The 21,889-nt window shown below is 69.1% G+C and carries 22 protein-coding genes; 5 read left to right on the forward strand and 17 right to left on the reverse strand.

Annotated features, from left to right (window positions below; genetic code table 11):
• Nucleotides 1-2 precede the first annotated feature (2 nt).
• The 11 genes from QGN31_RS00315 to QGN31_RS00365 form a co-directional block, all read right to left on the reverse strand.
• A complete protein-coding gene (locus tag QGN31_RS00315; RefSeq protein ID WP_009953164.1) occupies nucleotides 3-563 on the reverse strand; it encodes a TetR/AcrR family transcriptional regulator in 561 nt (186 codons plus the stop codon).
• Nucleotides 564-665: 102 nt separating this feature from the next.
• A complete protein-coding gene (locus QGN31_RS00320; protein ID WP_026071104.1) occupies nucleotides 666-1,955 on the reverse strand; it encodes a lipase family protein in 1,290 nt (429 codons plus the stop codon).
• A gap of 215 nt (nucleotides 1,956-2,170) precedes the next feature.
• Nucleotides 2,171-2,980, reverse strand: a complete 810-nt coding sequence (locus tag QGN31_RS00325; RefSeq protein WP_008262367.1) for a polysaccharide deacetylase family protein — start codon at nucleotides 2,978-2,980, stop codon at nucleotides 2,171-2,173.
• 257 nt (nucleotides 2,981-3,237) lie between these two features.
• Entirely contained in the window at nucleotides 3,238-4,626 is a 1,389-nt protein-coding gene (locus QGN31_RS00330; RefSeq protein WP_009953167.1) for an alpha/beta hydrolase, read from the reverse strand.
• Between the two features lie 145 nt (nucleotides 4,627-4,771).
• Nucleotides 4,772-7,042 carry a heavy metal translocating P-type ATPase gene (locus QGN31_RS00335; protein ID WP_008262364.1) on the reverse strand — a complete coding sequence of 757 codons (2,271 nt, stop codon included), beginning with the start codon at nucleotides 7,040-7,042 and terminating at the stop codon, nucleotides 4,772-4,774.
• A complete protein-coding gene (locus QGN31_RS00340; RefSeq protein WP_008262354.1) occupies nucleotides 7,039-7,251 on the reverse strand; it encodes a heavy-metal-associated domain-containing protein in 213 nt (70 codons plus the stop codon). Before QGN31_RS00340 ends, QGN31_RS00335 begins: the two co-directional genes overlap by 4 nt.
• Nucleotides 7,252-7,314: 63 nt before the next feature.
• The gene (locus QGN31_RS00345) at nucleotides 7,315-8,085 is read right to left on the reverse strand and encodes an SDR family NAD(P)-dependent oxidoreductase (protein WP_008262352.1); all 771 of its coding nucleotides are present in this window, start codon (nucleotides 8,083-8,085) and stop codon (nucleotides 7,315-7,317) included.
• Nucleotides 8,085-8,906, reverse strand: a complete 822-nt coding sequence (locus QGN31_RS00350) for a mycofactocin-coupled SDR family oxidoreductase (protein ID WP_008262349.1) — start codon at nucleotides 8,904-8,906, stop codon at nucleotides 8,085-8,087. The genes QGN31_RS00345 and QGN31_RS00350 overlap by 1 nt, the downstream gene beginning before the upstream one ends.
• 18 nt (nucleotides 8,907-8,924) lie before the next feature.
• On the reverse strand, nucleotides 8,925-9,989 hold the full coding sequence (locus QGN31_RS00355; protein ID WP_014386111.1) for a hypothetical protein: 1,065 nt from the start codon (nucleotides 9,987-9,989) through the stop codon (nucleotides 8,925-8,927).
• The gene (locus tag QGN31_RS00360; protein ID WP_009954484.1) at nucleotides 9,979-11,139 is read right to left on the reverse strand and encodes a sulfotransferase family protein; all 1,161 of its coding nucleotides are present in this window, start codon (nucleotides 11,137-11,139) and stop codon (nucleotides 9,979-9,981) included. The genes QGN31_RS00355 and QGN31_RS00360 overlap by 11 nt, the downstream gene beginning before the upstream one ends.
• A gap of 34 nt (nucleotides 11,140-11,173) precedes the next feature.
• Nucleotides 11,174-12,049, reverse strand: a complete 876-nt coding sequence (locus QGN31_RS00365; RefSeq protein ID WP_008262344.1) for an SDR family NAD(P)-dependent oxidoreductase — start codon at nucleotides 12,047-12,049, stop codon at nucleotides 11,174-11,176.
• 139 nt (nucleotides 12,050-12,188) lie between these two features.
• Between QGN31_RS00365 and QGN31_RS00370 the strand changes: the two genes are divergently transcribed.
• Both QGN31_RS00370 and QGN31_RS00375 read left to right on the forward strand, forming a co-directional pair.
• Nucleotides 12,189-13,154, forward strand: a complete 966-nt coding sequence (locus QGN31_RS00370) for a LysR family transcriptional regulator (RefSeq protein ID WP_014712576.1) — start codon at nucleotides 12,189-12,191, stop codon at nucleotides 13,152-13,154.
• Nucleotides 13,155-13,193: 39 nt separating this feature from the next.
• Nucleotides 13,194-13,664: an SRPBCC family protein gene (locus QGN31_RS00375; RefSeq protein ID WP_008262340.1), complete on the forward strand. Its 471-nt coding sequence runs from the start codon at nucleotides 13,194-13,196 to the stop codon at nucleotides 13,662-13,664.
• Here the strand turns inward: QGN31_RS00375 and QGN31_RS00380 are convergent, their stop codons facing one another.
• A complete protein-coding gene (locus tag QGN31_RS00380; RefSeq protein ID WP_008262339.1) occupies nucleotides 13,665-14,225 on the reverse strand; it encodes a pyridoxamine 5'-phosphate oxidase family protein in 561 nt (186 codons plus the stop codon). It lies immediately after the preceding gene.
• A gap of 122 nt (nucleotides 14,226-14,347) precedes the next feature.
• On the opposite strand from QGN31_RS00380, the gene QGN31_RS00385 reads away from it, so the two are divergent.
• From QGN31_RS00385 to QGN31_RS00395, 3 genes are all read left to right on the forward strand, one after another.
• A complete protein-coding gene (locus QGN31_RS00385) occupies nucleotides 14,348-14,956 on the forward strand; it encodes a TetR/AcrR family transcriptional regulator (RefSeq protein WP_014386108.1) in 609 nt (202 codons plus the stop codon).
• 61 nt (nucleotides 14,957-15,017) lie between these two features.
• Nucleotides 15,018-15,494: a YkgB family protein gene (locus tag QGN31_RS00390; protein ID WP_008262337.1), complete on the forward strand. Its 477-nt coding sequence runs from the start codon at nucleotides 15,018-15,020 to the stop codon at nucleotides 15,492-15,494.
• A gap of 119 nt (nucleotides 15,495-15,613) precedes the next feature.
• Nucleotides 15,614-17,200 carry a flavin-containing monooxygenase gene (locus QGN31_RS00395; protein WP_008262336.1) on the forward strand — a complete coding sequence of 529 codons (1,587 nt, stop codon included), beginning with the start codon at nucleotides 15,614-15,616 and terminating at the stop codon, nucleotides 17,198-17,200.
• On the opposite strand, the gene QGN31_RS00400 is transcribed toward QGN31_RS00395, so the two are convergent.
• The 5 genes from QGN31_RS00400 to QGN31_RS00420 form a co-directional block, all read right to left on the reverse strand.
• Nucleotides 17,192-17,995 (reverse strand): SDR family oxidoreductase, encoded by an 804-nt coding sequence (locus QGN31_RS00400; RefSeq protein WP_014383518.1) that lies wholly within the window; start codon nucleotides 17,993-17,995, stop codon nucleotides 17,192-17,194. The genes QGN31_RS00395 and QGN31_RS00400 overlap by 9 nt on opposite strands.
• 73 nt (nucleotides 17,996-18,068) lie before the next feature.
• Nucleotides 18,069-19,361 carry a sodium/hydrogen exchanger gene (locus QGN31_RS00405; protein ID WP_014383517.1) on the reverse strand — a complete coding sequence of 431 codons (1,293 nt, stop codon included), beginning with the start codon at nucleotides 19,359-19,361 and terminating at the stop codon, nucleotides 18,069-18,071.
• 244 nt (nucleotides 19,362-19,605) lie between these two features.
• Complete coding sequence (locus QGN31_RS00410) at nucleotides 19,606-20,424, reverse strand: SDR family NAD(P)-dependent oxidoreductase (RefSeq protein ID WP_014943175.1); 819 nt, start codon at nucleotides 20,422-20,424, stop codon at nucleotides 19,606-19,608.
• A complete protein-coding gene (locus QGN31_RS00415) occupies nucleotides 20,425-20,838 on the reverse strand; it encodes a nuclear transport factor 2 family protein (protein WP_008262331.1) in 414 nt (137 codons plus the stop codon).
• On the reverse strand, nucleotides 20,835-21,878 hold the full coding sequence (locus QGN31_RS00420; protein WP_014943174.1) for a zinc-binding dehydrogenase: 1,044 nt from the start codon (nucleotides 21,876-21,878) through the stop codon (nucleotides 20,835-20,837). Before QGN31_RS00420 ends, QGN31_RS00415 begins: the two co-directional genes overlap by 4 nt.
• Between the last annotated feature and the right edge of the window lie 11 nt (nucleotides 21,879-21,889).

A 21,889-nucleotide genomic window follows, 5' to 3' on the forward strand; every position in this document is an offset into this window, starting at 1 on the left:
GGTCAGTCACCGCGCACGTGCGCGACGCCGGCGATGACGCCCTGGATGAGCCGGTCGAGGTGCTCGGGGTCGTCGACGGCCGGCTGGCCCGCGACGAAGGTCAGCATGATCCCGTTGATGAAGGCCAGGGTGGCGGTCGCCTGGTCGTCGACCAATGCCGGATCCGGCGCGCTGCCCTCGGGGTGCCACTGGGTGACGACGTCGCGGGCCAGGGCGTAGAGCCGGTCCGCCGACTCACTAAGGGCCGCGGCCAGTTCCGGGTCCCGGCCGGCCAGCAGCGCCAGCTCGTAGCGGGCCTTGGCGCGGGTGAGCCAGGGTTCGCTGTTGACGTACATGACGATGCGGGCCAGGCCGGCGGTGCCGGTGAACTGGGTGGCGTGATCCTCGGCCAGTTCGGCCATCATCGAAAAGTCGGCGACGTCGAGTTCGGCCAGCCGGGTGGCGATGGCGTGCACCAGCGCCCGGCGGGTCCGGAAATAAAACGATGTGGTGCCGGCCGGCACGCCCGCGTGGTCGTCGACTTTCGGGTGACTGACCCCGTGCACCCCGTTGCTGCCCAGCAATTCGATCGCGGCGTCGGCGAGTTGGCGGCGCCGCTCGGGCGCGTTGTGCTTTCTGCGTGCAGCGATGCGCCCCAGTTTATCGGCGCCGACTTAGCCCGCGCTTTAGAACTGACCGCAGTTCGGCGTGGTGGGCTCGCCGTTGAAGCGGGCGGCGATCCATTGCATCGCCGGTTCGCCGTCGACCAGCATCGGCAGCGCGTGGTTGATGACGAGCTTGTTGAGGAACGGCGGCTCTTCGTTGGTGCGGAATTCGACGTCGGCGTCCTGGGCACACCAGTCGCGCCCGAGCTGGTTGGCCGCGGTCCACGGCACCAGCGGGTCGTAGCGATTGCTGTCGATCATCACCGGCGCGTTCGGTTTGAAGCGGCCGAGCCGTTGCGCCTCGAACAGGCTGTTGAACGGCTCCTCGTTCACCAGCTGATTGATGTCCTCGGTGAAGTAGGGCTGTATGTGACGAAACATGAAGTCCAGCAACGTCTGTCCGACGCATTGGCGTGACACCGATTCCAGCATCGCCAACCCGCGCGGCGTCATCTTGGAGCGAATGATGTCGGCGAACTCGGGATAGGCGGCCATGACGCTGTTGAGCGCGTACCCGACGACGCCGACCAGCGCGCTGCCGTCGGCGTAGGGCAACAGCTCCTTGAGGTCGGCGGGTGGCGCCCCGGCGTAGGTGCCCACGATGTGAAGGTCGGGGGCGTATTGCGAGGCGAGCTCGGCCGCCGACGCGGTCGCGCCGCCGCCCTGCGAATAGCCCCAAAACGCCACGGGCCCATGCGGATCCAGCGACGTGCCGGGTAGGCGCATGGCGGCGCGGGCGGCATCGAGCACCGCCTGTCCCTCGGCCACCCGCCCCACATACGTGTGCATCGGCGCGGTGCCCAGGCCCTCGTAGTCGGTCATCACAATGGCGAAGCCGCGCGCGACCATGGTGGCGACGAACAGTTCCTCGTAGTTGAACATGATGTCCCAGCCACCCGAATAGTGAATGCCCTGGTTGAACATTCGCGACGGCGCACACTGATTGCCCTGCCCCTGGGTACCCGGCGCGTAACTGATCAACGGGCGCGGCCCGGCGCCCGGCCAGTCGTTGTAGGGCTCGAAATAGGTGCCCGTCACCGCGATCGGGTTGCCCCGGGTGTCGGTGCTGCGGTACATGATTCGCGTGCCGGACGCCATGATCGCGCCCAGCTGGCCGGAGGGCTCCAGCACCAGTCGCGACGGTTCGGTGCGGATCAGGTCGCCGGGTTGACCGGGCGGCAGCGGATCCGGCGCGGCATAAAAGTCCGCGTACTGCGGCTCGTCCCCGCCGTCGGCGCGCGCAATTCCGGTGCCCACCAGAGCCGAAGCAATTATCAGCAGTACTGTGAATACTCCCCCGGCCCGATGCATTACGGAACGGTAACAATGGACCGCCCGCCAGCGGAAGAGCAATCTCTAATTTTTTAGAGATCTCGCGGTTAACGGAATTCCGGCCACCTCTTCCGCCCAGGGGCTCGGCTCACCGGAGCGCGGCTTCTGCGCGAGCGCCGACCGGGGGATCCACGCGAGACGTCGAAGACGTTGTCGGCCAACGAGTCCGCACCCGGCGCCGGCGGTAGCCGCCGTCAGGGTGTCTTGAGGAACACGTCGTTGAGCGTGACCGTGCGCAGGTTGCGGTCGCGGATGATGTCGACGAGCTGCGGATAGACGTGCGTCACCGGCAGATGATTGAGGTGCCCGATCACGATGGCCTGCGGCGTGAAGTACTGGTCGGCCATCTGCACGATGTAGTCCTCGGTGATCAACGTCGAATCCGACAGCGAACCCGACCACAAGGTGGGCACCTTGTAACCGAGGTCGGCGGCCACGGCATCCACGGCGGCGTTGCGCTTGGCGTAGGGCGGGCGCCAATAGGGTTTCGCGCCGATGCCGTACGTCTTCTTCAAGAACGTGTCGTTTCGTGTGAGCTGTTCGGCGACTTGCTCTTTGGTCAGTGTGGTCAGGTCCGGGTGTGACCAGGTGTGGTTGCCGAGTTGGATCTGCCCGCTGTCGACCAACGGCCGGAGCAGCTCGGAGTTTTCGGTCCACGAGTCGTAGATCCCGTTCACGAAGTACGTCAGCCGCACGCCGGTGTCCCTGGCAAACTGCGTGTAGGCACGCACCACTTCGCTGTTCACGCCGTCGTCGACGGTCAGCGCGAGCAGGTCGCCTTCGCCCGGGAGCTTCATCAATGCGCCGCCGCCGGGCAGGGGGATGCGGGCGCTGAGCGGCGGGGGCGGCAGCAGGGCCTGCGGCGCGGTCGGGCCCGAAGTCGGTATGTCGACGCCGGGCGTCTGGGCGAACGTGCGCGGCTGCGGGTCGACGATGAGCCGCGCCGTCCCGACGCCGGCAACCACCGACGCGGCGAGCGATCCAAGAAACTGGCGGCGGTTCATGGCTGCGAAGGGGCGACGTCGATCAAAAGGGATGGGCGCAGAAAAGGAGATTTCGGCCCGGTCATTTGGAAACGGATGGCGGCGCGTTGCGTACCGGGCGGGTCCCCGCAGGGACCGCCGTTCGCGCAAAACACCGAGGCCACAGCAGCGAACCGTACCATTCAAAGGCCCAAATAGTCGGCTGCGTTACGGGAGGGTCAGCTGTGAATTCTCTCGGCGGACATCGCGGCCGCTGACGGCGACCCGACCAGCGAGGATCAATGCGGTTCCCCGGCGCCGCGTTGCGGCAATTGCACGGGTTCGGCGGCGGGAGTTCCCAGCGTAAAAGCCAGCCACGGCAGGGCGGTGGCAAACGCCTGGGCGGCAAACGGCCAGTCGTGCTTGCCCTCCTGGGTGACCACCGCACAGGCGATGCCGTGCGCGGTGCCGACCGCACACAGCGACCTCGCGGCGGCGTCCTGGCCCTCTGGGTTGGCGGCGGGATCGCTGGACGCGACGAGGGTCGGACTGGCCTGTTCGGCGACGTTGCCGGGCCCCGAGGAGACGGGCACGTCGAACCATCCGGACAGGCCGGCGTAGTGACCGTGCTTGGTCATCACGGTGACCGGGTCGAAGGCGGCCCATGCGGCCTGATCCCCGCCGAACAGCCGCGCGACGGACTGGTCCTTGGAGCCGACGTTGGGACCGCGGTCGCCCGCGATGTCCACGAACGCGCTGAACAGCTCCGGGTGCATGACGGCCAGGTCGACGGCGCAGGTACCGCCCATCGACCAGCCGGCGACGCCCCAGTTGGCCCGATCGGCGCTGACGCCGAAGTTCGACACCGTGAACGGGATGACGTCTTTGGAAAGGTGGTCGGCGGCGTTGCCGCGGGGGCCGTTGACGCACTCGGTGTCGTTGTCGAACGACCCGGTCGGATCGACGAACACCAGCACCGGCGAGAAACCGTGATGCGCGGCGGCGAAGTTGTCGATGGCGGTGAAGGCGCCGCCCGGACCCAGCCAATCCGCCGGGGTGTTGAAGGCCGAGCTGATCATCATGACGGCCGGCAGCCGGGGCGGGGGATTGCTGTTGAACCATGCCGGTGGCAGATAGACCAATTCCCGCCGGTGGGCGAAATGGGAGGCCGAGGAGTCGATGTCGACCGGCACCACGACGCCCTTGGTGGGCCTCGTTCCCGCGATCTGCATCTCGGTGACGCGCAGGCGGTCGACCTGGTCGGGCAACGGCACCGAGGTCAGCTGGTTCCACGCGGCCAGCGCCGTGGGGAAGTAGCCCACCCAGCCGTTGAGCGCCATGCCCGCGCACAGGACGCACAGCGGTATCGACAGCACGGCCACCCCGCGGCGCCACCAGCGCGCGCCCCGCCAGCCCACCAGGAACACCGCGGCGGCCAGGCCGCTCATCGCGATCCACAACCACAGCGTCGTCGGCGCGGGATCCCCGGCCACCCCGAGCGAGGTGATGTACCAGCGCGACAGCGCGGTCACCGCGACGGCCGCGATCAGCGCCACGGGCAGCACTCGCTTGAGCCAACTTCGCGCGCGCCATTGGATCGCGACGATCAGCACGAGCAACGCGAGGCCCTGAACGGCGGGCGGAAACCAGCCATGCAGCAGGGACAGTTGCCCGAAGAACTGCTCCAACGGTCGTGACCTTTGCTAGATCGATCGCTGCGCGAGGGTGCGGTGATTGTCGTGATCGTCAAGGGGCCGGGCGGCGTCTCGGCGGCCGGTGGCCGGACTCACTATCCCATACGATCGCGGCCCGCCGGCCTACGCTCCGCCGGGTTCACGTGTCCGTGACGACGCTGGTGAATGAGCGCAGCCGCAGGCTGTTGCCGACGACGAGAACGCTGGAGAGCGCCATGGCGGCGCCGGCCAGCATCGGGTTGAGCATGCCGAGCGCGGCGAGGGGGATCGCGGCGAGGTTGTAGCCGAACGCCCACACCAGGTTGGTCTTGATGGTGGCCAGCGTCCGGCGGGAGAGCCGGATCGCGTCCACGGCCGCCCGCAGGTCGTCGCGGATCACGGTGAGGTCGGCCGCCTCGATCGCGACATCGGTGCCCGCGCCCATGGCCAGACCCAGATCGGCGGCGGCCAGCGCGGCGGCGTCGTTGACGCCGTCGCCGACCATGGCGACCACCTTGCCCTCGGCTTGCAGACGCTTGACGGCCGCGACCTTGTCGTCGGGCATCGCCTCGGCGATCACCTCGGCGATGCCGAGTTCGGCGGCGATGCGGGCGGCGACGGTGTGGTTGTCGCCGGTGAGCAGCACCGGGGTCAGGCCGAGTCGCTGCAACTGGCGCACGGCGTCGCCGCTGGACGGCTTGACGGTGTCGGCGAGCACCAGGAGCCCCCGCGCCGCGCCGTCCCAGCCGACGACGACGGCCGTCTTGCCGTCGCCCTCCGCGCGGGATTTGGCCGCGGCGAGCGCGGCGTCGAGGCGCGCACCGCGCTCGTCCATCAGGCTCGCGCGCCCGACGACGACGGCGTGGCCGTCGACCGTGCCGTGCACGCCCATGCCGTGGACACCCGCGAAATCGGCGGGCGTGGGGAGCGCGCCGAGCTGCGCCGCGGCGGCCCGGGCGATGGCCTGCGCGACCGGATGTTCGGAGGCGGCCTCCAGGGCACCGGCGTAGCGCAACAGCGTGGCGCGGTCGGTTCCCGCCCCGACGACCACGTCGACCAGGGCCATTCGGCCGGTGGTGACGGTGCCGGTCTTGTCGAGCACGATCGTGTCGATCCTGCGGGTGGACTCCAGCACTTCGGGCCCCTGGATGAGGACGCCGAGCTGGGCCGCGCGGCCGGTGCCGACCAGTAGGGCGGTCGGAGTCGCGAGGCCCATCGCGCACGGGCAGGCGATGATGAGCACCGCGACGGCGGCCGTCAGCGCGGTGGTGGGCGAGAAGCCCGCCGCGAGCCAGCCGCCCAGGGTCGCCACCGCGAGCGCCAGGACGACGGGAACGAACACGCCGGAGACCCGGTCCGCGAGGCGCTGCACCCGTGCCTTGCCCGATTGGGCCCGTTCGACGAGCTTGGCCATCTGCGCCAGCTGGGTGTCGTCGCCAATCCCGGTGGCCCGGACGACAAGCCGGCCCCCGGCGTTGACGGTGCCGCCGGTGACGGCGTCGCCCGCTCCGACCTCGACGGGCACCGACTCGCCGGTCAGCATCGATGCGTCGACCGCCGAGGAACCCGTGACGACGACCCCGTCGGTCGCGATCCGTTCCCCGGGACGCACCACGAACTGGTCACCCACCGCGAGCCGCTCGATCGGGAGCCGGGTCTCGGTGCCGTCACGCAAGACCCCGACGTCCTTGGCGCCCAGCGCCACCAGCGCGCGCAGCGCGTCGCCGGCGGACCGCTTGGCCCGCTTCTCGAAATAACGGCCGGCCAGGACGAACAGCGTGACGCCGGCGGCCACCTCGAAGTAGACGTGGCACGGGGCGTCATCGCGCCCGACCGTGAGCTCGAAGTCGTGCTGCATGCCCGGCTGGGCGGCGGTCCCGAGGAACAGCGCGTAGAGCGACCACAGGAACGCGGCCAGGGTCCCGATCGAGACCAGGGTGTCCATGGTGGCGACGCCGTGTTTGAGGTTGGCCCAGGCGGCCGCGTGGAAGGGCAGCCCGCACCACAGGACGACCGGCGCCGTCAGCGCCAGCGACGCCCAGTGCCAGTGGTGAAACTGCCACGCGGGAACCATGGCCATGGCGATAACCGGGCCGGCCAGCACGGCGGCGGCGATCAGCCGCCGGCGCAGCGAAGTCAGCTCGGCGTCGCGCACCGGCGAACGTCGCGGCAGGGCGGCCGCGTAACCGGCCTTTTCGACCTCGGCGATCAGGATCCGTGGGTCGTACCCGGCGGGGGCGCTGACGGCGGCCGTCTCGGTCGCATAGTTGACGGTGGCCGAGACGCCGGCGAGCTTGTTGAGCTTTCTTTCGATCCGGGCGGCGCAGGAGGCGCAGGTCATCCCGGTGATCTCGAGCTCGATGGGGGGCGCGGCGGCCGGCGTGTCCTCGGGGAGGGTGCCCTCGTCGATGTTTCGCGGGGGCGTGCTCATGCGACCTGGACGGCCTGGAAGCCCGCCTCGTCGACCGCGGCGAGGACGGCGTCCGCGTCGATGGGCACCGCGCTGGTGACGACGAGCCGGCCGGTGTCGGCGCTGACCGTCACGCCGTCGACGCCGGGAATCCCGGCGACCTCGCCCTGGACGGCGGCCTCGCAGTGCGCGCAGCTCATCCCGCTCACCCGATATTCGCTGGTGGGCATGCCGCTCCTTCTCGATCCCGCCGCGGACTTGACCCCACCATTCTGCCTGCCGGGGGGTTCGGGCTATTGGCGCAGGTGCGACCCGCCGCCGATGTACCACACCTGGCCGGTGATCCACTCGGCCTCGTCGGACAGCAGGAACGCGGTGATCGCCGCGAGGTCGTCCGGCTTGCCCAGCCGGCTGGTCTTGCCGAACGTCAGGAAGGCCTGCTGGAGCGCGACGTCGTTTTGGCGCTCCTGGGTCTCGCCCATCACCAGGCCCGGCATGACCCCGTTGCTGCGGATGTTGTGTTTGCCCCAGTTGACGGCCACGTGCCGGGTCAGGTGGTTCACCGCCGCCTTCGAGGCGCCGTAGGCGACGTGCATGGGGTCGCTGCCCAGCGCGGCGCCCGACGAGGTGTTCACGATGCTGCCCCCACCCCGGGCGAGCAGGTGCGGCAGGACCGCGCGGATCGTGCGGACGTACCCGAGCAGGTTGACGTCGAGCGTGCGCTGCCAGACGTCCATGTCGGTGTCGAGAATCGTGGTGTCGCGTCCCAGGTTTCCCTCGGACAGATCGGCGCCCACGTTGTGCAGGCCGTCGATGGCCCCGAACTCGTCGAGCGTCGTCTCGACGAGGCGCCGCACCGACTGCTCGTCGGCGAGGTCGAACTCGACGGCGATCGCGCGGCCGCCGGCCGACACGATGCGCTGCGCGGTGGCGGCGGCGCCCGCAATGTTGTTGTCGCCGATGGCAACACGGGCGCCTTCGGTGGCGAGGCGTTCGGCGGTGGCCGCGCCGATCCCGGTGGCGCCCCCGGCGACCACAAATGTCTTGCCGGTCAGGCCGCGCATCACACGTACCCGACGCCGATGTCGACCGACACCTGGGTCGCGGTCACCAATCTGGATTGGTCGGAGGCCAGCCAGGCCACGGCGTCGGCGATGTCCTCGGGCTGCGCGATGCCCTCGGGCAGCAGCGGTTTGTGCATGCCCCGCAGGTGTGGGTAGTCGTCGGCGGCGGCCTGTAACGCTTCCCGCATCCGGCCGGTGCCCATCGGGGTGGCGACGGCGCCGGGGTTGAGGCTGTTGACGCGGATGTTGTACCGGCCGAGCTCGGCGGCGAACGCCCGCGCCATCCCCACGACCGCGTGTTTGCTTGCGGTGTAATGGATCATGAACGACTGCATCTTGATGCCGGCCGCCGAACCGATGAGGATGATCGAGCCGCCGCGGCCGCCGTCAATGATGTGCCGCACCCCCGCCATCACGGTGTTCCAGGTGCCGATCACGTTGGTGTCGATGGTGTCTCGGAACGCCTGCGCGGTGATCTGATCCCAGGGCGCGGGGCTGCAGATCCCGGCGTTGGCGACGATGACGTCGAGCCGGCCCAGCTCGCCGACCCCCTTGTCCACGGCGGCGGACAGCGCGTCAAGATCGCGGATGTCGGCCTCGGCGGTGACGACCCGCCGGCCGCCTTCGCTCACCAGCCGTGCGGTTTCGGCCAGATCGTCGGACGTCGGCGAGTCGTAGGGGACGCTCGGCGGCAGCGGCCCGGCGAGATCGACCGCGATGATGTCGGCGCCCTCGGCCGCAAGACGCACGGCGTGTGCCCGGCCCTGCCCGCGCGCGGCGCCGGTGATCAGCGCGACCTTTCCCGAGAGTGACTGGCTCATGTGTGGTCTGGGTTCCTTTCAGTCGCGCGCGAGCTTGTCGAGCGGGTTGGAGCGTTCCAGCATGCCGTACGCTTCTTCGCCGTCCCATCGGTAGCGCACGCCGGCCTGCTGGACGGCGGGGAACTCGGCCATCTCCTCTTTGAGGGCGTGCATGGAGTACATGTCGTCGTCGTGGTGCACGTCGTGCGTGGAAAACACTGTCTCGCCGGCGATTTCGACTAGCCCGTCGGCGGTCTCCAGCACCAGCGAGGCATCCTCGCCGAGTGGCCGCAGGCGTGTCAGCCACGGCGCCCGCACCGCCCGCGCCGGGACCAGGCCGCCGTCGCCGGTGAAGACGAATCCCTCGTTGAAGGTGGGCTGGCCGTCGGGGCGCGGCGGATAGGCGATGTAGCCGAAGGCGCGGCCGCTGCCGAACACGGCCGACTGCCAGCAGTGTCCCCAGAAGCCGGCGAGCTTGCGCACCCCGGTGCGACGGATCCGCAGGCCGCTCCCGGTGAAGGTGTGGCGTTCATCCCCAAATCGGAATTCCCCTGTGGCGGTGAACAATTGCTCGTAGCGGGGCCCGCCCATGATGGCCCCGACAGACGTCGTTTGGAGCTGCGTGCCCGCGTCGGCCTGTAGCGCGCCCTGGACCCACGGGGGCACGGCCATCCTCGCCTCGACGTGGAAGCCGATGTTGGTCGTCGGGCCGTCCTTCCTGCCCGCCACCAGGTCGACCGACGAGGTCTGCACGGCCGGCCCGTCGTAGGACATCGTCCAGGTGTCGAAGGGTTCGAGGCACTGGAATGCCAGGCCGCCGGCGCCGAGCACGGTGGGCCGCCCGTCGGCGCCGCGAGCCGGCAGCGACGGCCCGTTGGTGCGCAGCCGGTAGACGCGCCCGTCGGGAAACGCGGCATTGACCTGAATGTCGTGGGAGTCCCAATTGGCGCCCACCGCCTCGATTCCCACGCGGGGCAGGCCGATCTCGCCGCGGTCGTCGACCACCCAGAAACTGACCGAGTCCCGCATCTCCGGATCCTCGGGGCGCTGCGCCAGCACGTACTCGCGCGACGGGTCGATGCCGCCGGTGAGATCAACCGCCATTGCTTTCCTCGCTCCTTACCTTTGGATGCCGCGTCCACCGCCGCGCGCTGTCCACATAGCGCGCGAACCGGGGCCGAACCTCGTCGAGATCGATGCCGAACTCCACCGGGTCGGCGTGCGAGCTCGGCTCGCGCTGCGCGGCGGCGTGCTCCCACCAACTGTGCATCCGCGCTTCGAACTCGTCGGACACCGGGGCCCCGAGCCAGGCGTACAGCCCGGCGACCTCGCCGACCGGGTCGGCCTGCATGGCCCGAAAGTCGATGTCGTAGAACCGATCGTCGGCACCGGCCGCGCGGAACCGCAGCGCCCGCTCCATGCCCAGCGACCAATGCTCGACGTTGAGCCGGCCGATGTAGCGGCGGTCGATCCGGGTGTTGAACGACCCGATGATGTCGGCGTACAGGTCGGCCACCGACAACAGGACGTCGGTGGGATCGCGATGGGTCATCACGAATCGGGCGTCCGGGAACACCGCGTCCAGCGCGTCGAGCCACAACACATGGGACGGGCACTTCAGCCGCCACGGCCGCTCAGGCTCGCCCCACTGCAGCAGCTGCATCACCCGCCGCTGATAGCGAAACGTCGGGGTGAGGTCGGCGTGGTGCACGAGCCACGTTGAGTACGAGGGGATTTCGGCGAACGACTGAAAGATGTGCGACTTGAAGTCGAGCGCCATCAGCTCGTGGCACTCCATGGGCCCGTGGGTGTCGCCGGGAACGTGGCGGCGGGTGCCGACCATCTCGCCCCGGTCGGCCGGGACGCGGGGATCGACGCCGTGCACCGTCGAGGGCGGGGGGCACGGTTGCGTCGACTCCCACCGGCGCAGGTAGCGCACCTCGGGATCCTGGGCCAGCAGCATGGACAGGGCGGTGGATCCGGTCCGGGGCAATCCCAGGCCGACCAGCGGTTCGCGGATGGGCACGTCGCCGATCTCCGGGTGCCGCCGAAACCAGTCCTCGACCTGCAGCCGTTGCGAGAGATAGCCCGCGATGCGTTGGCGCAGAAAGGCTTCCCCGCGCTCGTTCAGGTGGGCCTCGTCGCGCAACGCCGACAACAGGACGTTCAGGCCCTCGGTGAAGGAGTCGTCGCCGAAGTCGGTGAGCCCGGTCTGCGCCGCGGCCTCCTCCATCAGCTCACCGGATGTCAGCACGGCGTCTCCTCGATCAAAGTCCTTGCGGCGGCGCTCAACCCATCCACTGCCCGCCGGCGACGTCGATGGTCTGACCGCACAGGTAGTCGGCGGCCTCGGAGGCCAGGAATGCGACCATGTTGGCGGCCTCCTCGGGCAACGACGCGCGACCCAGCTGGACCTGGTGGGTGATCGCTTCCTGGATGGCGCCGCGGCCGGCGCGCTGCTTGTCGTCCTGAGGATCGAGCAGGTACTGCCGCATCTCCGGTTTGATCATGATGCCCGGCGCCACGCCCAACACGTTGACACCGCGCAGCGCGACCTCGTGGGCGAGGTTGCGCGTGAACCCGATGACGCCGGCCTTGCACGCGTTGTAGACGACCAGGCCGCGCTGCTGAATGCGGCCGCCGACCGACCCGATGTTGATGATCTTCCCCGAACCCTGGTCGAGCATGTACGCCAGCGCGGCGTGCGCCCCGTACATCATCATCGTCAGGCTGCCCAGCACCGTGTAGTCGATGTCCTCTTTCGTCTGCTTCTCGAACGGACCCGCGGCCACCATCACCGGGTTGTTCACCATGATGTCGAGGCCGCCGAGCTCGTGGTGAGCCTGCCGCACCGCGCCGTGCACCTGGTCCCAGTCGGACATGTCGGCCTTGACCGGGATGGCCCGCACGCCCCAGCGCCGCTCGACTTCCTCGGCCCGGCGTTCGACCTTCTCGAAGGTGCGGCCGATGAGCGCGACCTCGGCGCCGCAGCCGGCCAGCCGGTTGGCGATCGCCTGCCCCAGGCCGTCGCCGCCGGCTCCGGTGACGAAGGCCTTCTTGCCGGACAGGTCCATCAGCTCGGTCACGCGCTTGCCGACGATGTGCTCCGGTAGGCGGTCCAACCCGAGCAGCTGCACCCAGTCCTGGTCGTCCTGAACCGTCATCGTCGACCCCTCCTCAGCCAGACCGGGACGGCATCGCCGCCCCACCTCGCTGACGATATGACGGCCTCACGGCCAGCAGGTAATACCAATTCGGGAAACCAGTCATGCCGCATTTATATGGCTGGTAGATGTGGAGGCGATGGACACCCACCGGCTCAAGTACTTCCTGCGGATCGCGGAGGAAGGCTCGATCACCCGCGCGGCCGCGGTGTTGGGCATCGCCCAGCCGGCGCTGAGTCGCCAGATCCGGCTGCTGGAGGAGGACCTCGGCATCACGCTGTTCGAGCGGACCCGCCGGGGCGTGCACCTCACCGAGGAGGGCGAACGGCTGCGCTCCTCGACCGCCGCGCCGCTGCGTCAGCTCGAGCTCGCGGTCCGGTATGCGGGATCGCCGTTGGCGCGCATCGAGCGCGGGCTGCTGTTCGGGATCGTGCCGACCGCCGCCGGCGTCCTGGCCGCGCCGCTGGCGGCAAGCGTGGGCGCCGCGTTCCCGAATGTCCATTTCCACGTCGCCGTGGCCGAGACCGACGACCTGGTGGAGCGCCTCCTCAAGGGCGCGATCGACCTCGCGGTGATCAACCCGGTCTCCGATGACCGGCTCTTCCACCGGCACCTGGTGACCGAGGACCTCGTGCTGGTCGGGGGGCCCGCGTCGGAGCTCTCGCCCGCCAGCCCGATCCGCTTCACCGATCTCGCCAAGCTCCCGCTGGTCATGCCCAGCGGGCTGACCGGCATTCGAAACACCCTGGAGAACACCGCGCTGCGGCTCAAAGTTGCGATCACGGCCCGCTTTTCGACCGATTCGGTGGAGGTGGCCAAGCATCTGGTCGCCGCGGGGCTCGGCTATGCGGTGCTGCCGATGGCGGCGTGCGGCGCCGATGTGGAGGCGGGGCGGCTGCGGTGGACGTCGATCCACGAACCCCCGATCGACCAACAACTCGGCGTGGCCGCCACCGCGGCGCTGGAACTGCCCCGCGAATTCGCGGCGAAGATCGGCATCGTGTTGCGCGAAGAGGTGGCGCGGTTGACCAAATCCGGCTTCTGGCCGGCGCGTTTCGAGCCGTCACCGGTATGGGACCCCAACATCCCCGAGCCGCGGAACTGAACGGGATTACGCTGCCGGTTAGCGGAAAGGAGATTCGCAATGACCGTCACCGTTGTTGACCGGGGGCCCCGCCAGGTGAGCCGCAGAGTCGAAGTGGCCGCGCCGGCGGCCGAGCTGTACGCCATCGTCGCCGATCCGCGGCGTCACCACGAACTCGACGGGTCGGGCACGGTGCGCGACAACATCACCATGCCGCCGCAACTCCTTGAGGGCTCGAAGTTTTCGACGAGCATGAAGATGTTCGGCGTGCCCTACCGCATCACCAGCACGATCACCGCGCTGACGCCGAACGAGGTGGTCGAATGGCGCCACCCGCTGGGTCATCGCTGGCGGTGGGAATTCGAGGCGCTGTCACCGAACCTGACGCAGGTCACCGAGACGTTCGACTACCGGGATGCCGGTGCGCTGAAGAACAAACTGAAGTACTACGAGCGGATGGGCTTCGTCAAGGCGAACGCCTCGGGCATCGAGGCGACGCTGACCAAACTGCGGGATCGCTACGCTGGGTGATCAGTTCGCCACCGGATCGGCTGCGTCCCAGGGCATCACGCCGGACACCCAGTGGCTCAGTTCCGAGGCCTGGTCGTTGCGGTGCAGATGGCGTGGAGGCGTCGCGTAGGTGGAGTAGGGCCGGCACCGAATGACGACGCGGTTCTCGCGTTCGCACATCGCCTCGATGTGCGGGCGCGCCTCGTCACCGAGTGGCTGGCCGGACATTCGGCCGGCGACCGCCATCATCACGTCGATCGCCAGATCCCGGTCGTCCTCGACGGCGGCGTCGGCGTAGACCTGCAGGTAGGCGAAGGGCCACCGCTCGTCGAGGACGCACAGGCTCACCTTGCCGTCGCGCTGAACGATCCGGGCTTTGCCCCTGCCGGCCATCGTGGAGACGAGCAAGTCGTCGGTGTCGGTGGGGATGTAGTACACGACCGACATGGCGGGGCCGTCGTGGCGGCGACGGTAGCCGAACACGCACGTGCGATGCGTGCGCACGAATTCCCGTCGTTCGGAGGGAAGCATGTCGCGGTCGGCCGGAGCGGTGAAGGGCTCTGCCGCCAGGGGGAGGAGCATGACGAATTTTCCTTGCTGTCAACGGAGTTGATCCGCGCGATAATTACGGATACAGTGTCTCCGTAATGCGTGACGATGTCAACCGGGGGCCGCGGCGGTCCCGCGGCCGCCCGGCCCTGCCGATGGACCGCATCCTGGGCGCGGCCGTCGAACTCCTCGACGCGGAGGGGGCGGACGCGTTGTCGATGCGGTCGCTTGCCCAGCGCCTGGGATCGGGCACCGCCACGCTGTACCGCCACTTTTCCAATCGATCCGAACTGGTGTCGCAGGTGATCGACCACATACTGGGCGAAGTCGACCTCGATGCGCGGGCGCTGGCGGCCCTACCGTGGCAGCAGGCGTGTATCACGTTCGCGCAACACATGTTTGACGCGCTGCGCCGGCATGGCAATGTCGCGCCGCTGTTGATCGAATACACGCCGACGGGGCCGAGCGCGTTGGCCAATCGCGAGCGCTGCCTGGTGATCCTGCTGGACAACGGCTTTGCGCCGGCGGTCGCGGCCCATGCCTACGCCACGCTGGCCCGTTACGTCTTGGGTTTCGCGCTACAACTGCCCGGAGCGACGGATGGGGGCGGTGAAGCGGAGCTGTCGGCGGCGTTTCATCGGCTCGATCCGTCGCGTTATCCCGCGACCGTCACCGTCGCCGACGAGCTTCCCGTTCCGCTGGCCGACGAGTTCGCTTTTGGGTTGCGGCTCATCGTCTCCGGGCTCGAACGACTGCGCGAGTGAACGTTTTCGCGGCGCCAACCGTGGCTTGGGTGGATGACCGCGCCCGAAAGGACACCGCTCGATGATCGCAAACACGCTGAGCCGCTGGGGTCAACTCGTGGGCCGCTATGGCCTGGTGGTGGTGCTGGTGTGGATCGGAGTGGGCAAGTACGTGAAGATGGAATCGCGCGTGCTCATCGAGCACAGCCCCCTGATGAGCTGGCTCTACGACGTCTTCAGCGTCACCTTCGTCGCGCGGGCGCTCGGAACGATGGAAATCGTTGCGGCCCTGCTCATCGCGCTGCGGCCATGGCGGCCGCGGGTCTCGGCGGCGGGCAGCGCGCTGGCGGTGGTGCTGTTCCTGGGCACGGTGAGTTTCTTGTTCACCACCCCCGGCGTGATCGCAACCCATGCCCACGGCATGCCGGTGCTCTCGGCGCTGCCCGGCCAGTTTCTGCTCAAGGACCTGGTATTGCTCGGGGTTGCCGTGTGGACGCTGGGCGACTCGCTGTCCGCGGGCGGCGTCACCGCACGGCCGTATCCCGCCCGCAGCGAGTGACTATATAGTCGTGGCCACGGAGAGGAAGCCGAGGCCGTGACCGAGACCGTTGGCCAGGAGATAGGCGTCGACGCGCCACGACGCGGGCACGCCGAAGAACGCCGCGCGCAGGGCGGCCCGTGACCAGCCGAAAAGCCCGCTGGCTCTATGCCGTTGGGCGGCTGCGCGCGACGACGCGGCGCGGGCGATCGCCGCGGGTGGCGATCATCGGCGCGGGCTTCGGCGGTCTCGGTGCCGCCGTCGCGCTGCGCCGCGCCGGCATCGACGACCTGGTGATCATCGAGGGCGCCGACGGCGTCGGCGGCACCTGGCGCCGCAACACCTATCCCGGCGCCGCCTGCGACATCCAGAGCCATCTGTACTCATTTTCCTTCGCGCCCAACGCATCCTGGACCCGCACGTACGCCCGGCAGCCCGAGATCCTGGCCTACCTCGAATCGGTCGCCGACGATTTCGATCTGCGACGCCACCTCATGCTCGACACGACCGTGCGGTCCCTGCACTGGAACCCGGGCGCCGGGACGTGGGAGTGCCGAGTCGACCGCAACGGCGAGTCCGCCACGTTGGTCGCCGACGTCGTCGTGTGCGCGGTCGGGCTGTTCGGTTCGGCCAAGCTGCCCGACATCGACGGGCTGACGGGGTTCGCCGGACCGGTGCTGCATACCGCGCAGTGGGATCACCAGCTCGACCTGGCGGGGCGCGACGTGGCGGTGATCGGGACGGGCGCCAGCGGGGTGCAGTTGGTGCCGGAGCTGGCGAAGACCGCCGGACACGTCACGGTCTTCCAGCGGACCCCGCCGTGGATGGTGCCCAAGGACGACCGCCCGTACAGCGCAAGCGAATTGGCGCGGTTCAGGCGCAGCCCGGTCGCGCTGCGCCGCACCCGGTGGAAGATCTGGAAATTCCAGCACGACAACACCGCGACGTTCGCCGACGATCCCGTGGTGGCCGCGCGCACGCAGATCGCGACGTCGTTCCTGGACCGCACCGTCGACGACGAGCCGTTGCGCCGAGCGCTGACCCCGGACTATCCGTTCCGGTGTAAGCGAGTGTTGTTGGGCGACGACTATTACCGGGCCCTGCAGCGGGACAACGTCGAATTGGTCACCGAGCCCATCGCGCGGGTCGGCGAGACGTCGGTGATCACCGCGTCGGGCCGCGAAATCGCCAGCGACGCGATCGTGCTCGCCACCGGCTTCGAGACGTCCCGCTACCTGTCCGGCATCGACGTCACCGGAACGGGTGGCCGCCGGTTACACGAGCACTGGGGTGACGATCCGTGCGCCTACCTGGGGGTGGCGGTCAGCGGATTCCCGAACTTCTTCATGCTGTACGGCCCCAACACCAACCAGGGCGGCAACTCGATCGTCTACATCCTCGAGTCCGCGGCGCGGCTGGTCGCCAGCGCGGTGAGCCGCCTGGCGCGCCGTGGCGGCTACCTCGACGTGCGTCCCGAGGCCGAAAGGCGATACAACGACCAGCTTTCCGCCGACCTGGCGCGGACCATCTGGACGCAGTGCGACAGCTATTTCCGTTCGCCCACCGGCCGCATCGTCACCCAATGGCCCTATACCGAGCTGGACTACGCCCGCCGGACCTGGCGGCTGCGACGCCGAGATTGGATCCACCGCTGCGGCGCGCCACCACGGGATGACGCGCACCCGGTCGATGGTGAAACACGATGTGCACCAGCACCTTCAGGCTGAGCTGGCGGCGGCCGCCCTCGCCCGCTCGGTCATCGAGGCGATCACCCCGCCGTCGTTGAGGATGTCGGTGCCGGTGAGGTAGCCGGCCTTCTCGCTGGCGCAGAAGGCGAGCAGCTCCGCCATTTCCTCCGGCTTGCCCCACCGCGGGACCGCGGCGTCGGCCACCATCGCGCCCGCCCCCGCCTGCTCCTCCAGCCTGCCCATCTCGGTGTCGATCGAACCGGGGGACACCGAGACGATGCGCAGTCCGCGCGCGTTGAAGCGCTCCGCCTGTGACTGGCTGTACCACTTCACGAAGCTCTTGCTCAGGGCGTACGCGAGACCGGACCGCGCCTCCTCGGGGGCGATGTCGCACGCGGTCATCATGGCGCCCATGAAGGCGTCGGCGTCGTCGAGCGCGAGCGGGAATTGGCCTGTCGGAATGATCTCCGCGGGCAGCATGTGCGCCGCCATCGAGGCCACATTGACGATCACCGCGCCCTCGCCGGCGACCGCGTAGAACTCCTCGTCGACGTTGACGGTGCCGACCGCATTGGTCCGCATGACGTAATCGGCGGGTCCCATGCTCGGGCTCACGCCCGCGGTGTGGATGACCGAGACGACCGATCCGAGGTTCGTGGCGGTGCCGAGCAGGTCCACGACGGCTCGCCGGTCGGTGACGTCGCAGTTCACGACGGTGGGGTTGATCCCGAGCTCTTGCAGCGTGGCGGCGGCGGTCGTCAGCCGGTCCTGCCGGACGTCGCAGAGCACCACCGTGTGGTCGCGCCCGACGATCTTCGCGGTGGCCAGGCCCATGCCACCCGCGCCGCCTGTGATTACGGACACTCGATTCATACCTGGACGGTATACGGCGCGCGATCGCGGGACGTTACGGGTCTGGCACTGGATGTAACGGGTGGCCGGTGTGGCGGACGGCCGTCCCGAAGAACGGCGCCCGGACCGTGGCGGGCAGGTGGCGCCGGTAGCGGATCAGCGCGACGACGGCCACCGCCGCGTAGACGCCGCAGAGCAGCAGGCGGCCGTGCGTCGAGGCGATCGGGAACTGCACGACGAACATTCCCAAGAGCGCCAGCGCCGCGCCCCGGTGGAAGCGCAGCGCCAGGATCAGCGCCACGCCCATCATCGTCTGGGTCGCCGTGAGCAGCATCTCCTCCACCTGGCGGGAGTCGAGGTGCAGGGCGAACCCGCCGCCACCGAGCAGGTGGGAGATGGGCAGCGAGCCGATCAGCAGGGTCCACTGGTTGACCTTGGAAGAGATCAGCGTGGCGATGGCCGCCGTGCCCTTGCCGCGGGTGGCGAAGATGGTCGCGATGATGAACTCCGGGGCCTCCGACGCCAGCGGGGCCAGCCACTGAACCAGCAGGAACCGGTTGACGCCCAGTTCGGTACCTGCGGCCACCAGGTTGTCGGCAAACGGCTTGGCGCACAGCAGAATCACCGCGCCCGAGGCGGCGAAGAGGCCGACCACGGCGACGCGACGACGGACGTCGGGCAGTTCGCCCAGCGCGGCGGCGGTACCGATCAGGTCGGGCTCCTCGACCTCGCCGTGGCTCAGCTTGTACAGGTAGAACCCGAACCAGGCCAGCAACGCCAGCCCCAGCCCGAAATGAATCTCGCCGGCCACCGGCACCGCGAACGCGATGACGCCGGCGATCAACAGGAATCCCAGTTCGACGCGGTTTGCTGGCTCCAGCGTCAGCCCGGTGGGTTTCCCTGATCCGGACCTGCGCGCCACCACGATGCTGACCAGCACCACGACCGGCCAACCCAGCCCCATCAGCAGCCGGTTGGACCCGGTCATGTTGGCGGCCGCGTACTGCGTGTATTCGGCGTTGTGGCCGGAGACGTACGCGTAGTACAGGTCGACCGCGTATTCGGGCAGGACCGCGATCAAGGCGAGCAGCGCCGTCGCCAGGCCGCCGGACACATCGATCTGGGCGGCCTCGGCGGCCCACGCCAGCAGGAAGCTGGCCGCCACCACCGCGGCGCCGAAGATCAGCAGCGCGGGCACGGCGCCGACGTGCAGCCCGGCGATCCGGATGGCCACGGCCGGGGCGACGAATGCCCCGGTGATCAGCCCGGAACGCGTCAGGGTGCGGCGCCGCCACTGGGCCGTCATCGTGACGTCGGCAGCGGGCCTGTCTATGGCGAGCATCGTCATCCTTCGCGGGAGGCGGCGATCGGGTGGTGGTACTTCGGCTCGGTTGCCGTGACGAACTGATTACCCAAGCTACCCGTCGCCCACACCGTCAGCAACGCGGTGGGTAGGCAAAGTCGGTGACGTGCCCACGCCCATATTTGCTGTACAGGGGCCTATGGAAGCGAAAGTTAGGCAGCCCTGATTTCGAATTTTGGCAAACCTCGCCACGACTGGTTCGACGCGCAGCGAACGGTTCGGGTTCCCACTAGTGGTCCGGCCCCATGGCCGCGGCGGCGGCCTGGGCGAAAAGCTCGACGGCCTGATTGCGGCTCAGCGACGCCAGCAGCTGCGCGGCGGCGCGCATGGTGTCGCCCACCATCAGCGTCGGGCCGTTGCCCAGGTTCTCGAAGGCCTCGGCGATGACCTCGGAGACGGGGGCCGCGTCCGCCGGCGCCTCGTCGGGCGAGCCGATCTGGCCGCGGCTGTATTCGAGCGCGCGCAGGGCCGGCGTATCGGTCTTGCTGAGGATGAGCCCCAGGACGTCGACGCCCTTGGGTTGCAGTTCGGCCCAGAGCGCCTCGGCGAACACCATGTCGAAAGCCTTGGAGGCGCCGTAGGCGACCATGTTGGGCCCACCGGCCAACCCGGCACCGGAGCCGAAGAGGACGATGCCGCCGCTGCCTCGCCGGACCATCGCGGGCGCGAAGTGGTGGCACAGCTGCATGGGCACCATGCAGTTGCGCTGCACCATCGCCTCGGCGGCCTCGATCGAATTGGCAAGGAACGGTGTGAACTTCGGGTCGGCGCCGGCGCAGTAGACCAGCATCCCGATCTCCAGGTCGCCGGTGGCGGCTGCGATCGCCGCCGCGGCGCCGGGCTGCGCGAGATCGATAGCGACAGTGCGGGTTTGCGCCGACGTCGTGTTCTCGATCTCGGCCGCGACGCGGTCGAGAACGCTTTGCCGCCGGGCGAGCAGCACCACGTTGACACCGCGTTCGGCCAGTCCTTCGGCGAACGCCGCCCCCACACCGTCGGACGCGCCGGCCACCAACGCCCACGGCCCGTACTTCGTCGCGAACGTCATCTACGGGGCCCCGAACGTAGCGACGCGCACCTGAGTGAAGCGGCGCCGCGCGATGCGCCATCCCTCGCCGGTCCGCACGATCTCGTCGTCGTAAAAGCCCCACGCGTTGACGCCGGCCTGGTTGTCACCGAACATGATCACCGCGTCGACATAGGTTCGGGCAGTGGCATTGTCGCCTTCGACGGCGATGACCTGGTTGGATAGCCGATGCAGGGTGTGGCCCGCCATCGCGTGCGTCTTGTCCATGAAGTCGGTGACTTCGTCCACACCGCTCCAGCGGCCGATCTCGCCGTAGTCGAGCTCGCAGTCGTCGGTGAACACGGTGCGAAACAGCGGCCAGTCGCGCCTGTCGATGCCGGTGGCGTAACGCACCAGCAGGTCCGAAATGTCTTGCCGGTCTTCTCTTTCGCTCACGGACGATCTCCATTCGGGTGGACGATGATCCGGGGCGGACCGTCGGACCTGCGGGCCAGCTCGAGGGCGTCGGGGACCTCGTCGAGGCCGATGATCGTGCCGACGCTCGGTAGCGGGTCCAGCCGCCCCGACGCGATCGCGTCGAGTGTGCCGTACCAGTCCTGCGGGTGCGGGCCGCCGCCGAACTGGATGGTCACGCCCTGGCGGGTGGCGGTGGTGATGTCGAGGGTGTCGCCGGTGTACCAGCCACCCGCACAATAGATTCGGGTGCCCATCTCGGCGGATTCGACCAGCTTCTGGATCAACCCCGGGGCGCCGACGCATTCGAATACGACGGCCAGCCCGGGCAATCCGCGCCGCGCACGGACCTCGTTGAAGGCCTCGAACGGGGACTTCTCGGAAGGGTCGACCACGACATGGGCACCGAAGCGGTCGCGGGCCAGCTCGCGCCGGTCGGATTTGTAGTCCGCCACGATGATGGGCTCGACGCCGCGGGCGGCCAGGGCGGCGACGGCCGAAAGCCCGATCGCCCCCGCGCCGATGACGATCGCGACCTCACCCTGTCCCAACCGCGCCGACCGCACGTAGAACTCGCCGACGGCGAACGCGTCGGTCAAGGCGACGGCGTCGCTGGGCACGTCACCCGGGACGCGCTTGGTCGCGGCCTCCGAAACCACCAACAGCTCACCGAAACTGCCCTGCGCCTCGGGGTGCTGGCCGATGATGCGCATTCCGCCCGCGCCGCCGTCGACCAGCCGCACCGGCATGGCGGTCACGCGCGTGCCGGCGGCGAACTGGTCGGTGCAACCGGGACCGTGCCCGATGACCTCGCCCACGAATTCGTGACCGAGCACGATGTCTCTATCGGTGTCATACAGCGAGCGGCCGGTCGGGTCGTCGATGGCGAGTTCCGGGTGGTCCATGAAATGCACGTCGGACGCGCAGATCGCGGTGCTCAACGTGCGCAGCAACAACTCGCCCTGGCCGGGGATGGGGTCCGCGGTCTCGCGGACCTGCAGCCGACCGTCTCGCAACACCACTGCGCGCAATA

It is taken from the genome of Mycobacterium sp. 2-64 (assembly GCF_035918375.1).
Taxonomy (GTDB): Bacteria; Actinomycetota; Actinomycetes; order Mycobacteriales; family Mycobacteriaceae; genus Mycobacterium; species Mycobacterium intracellulare.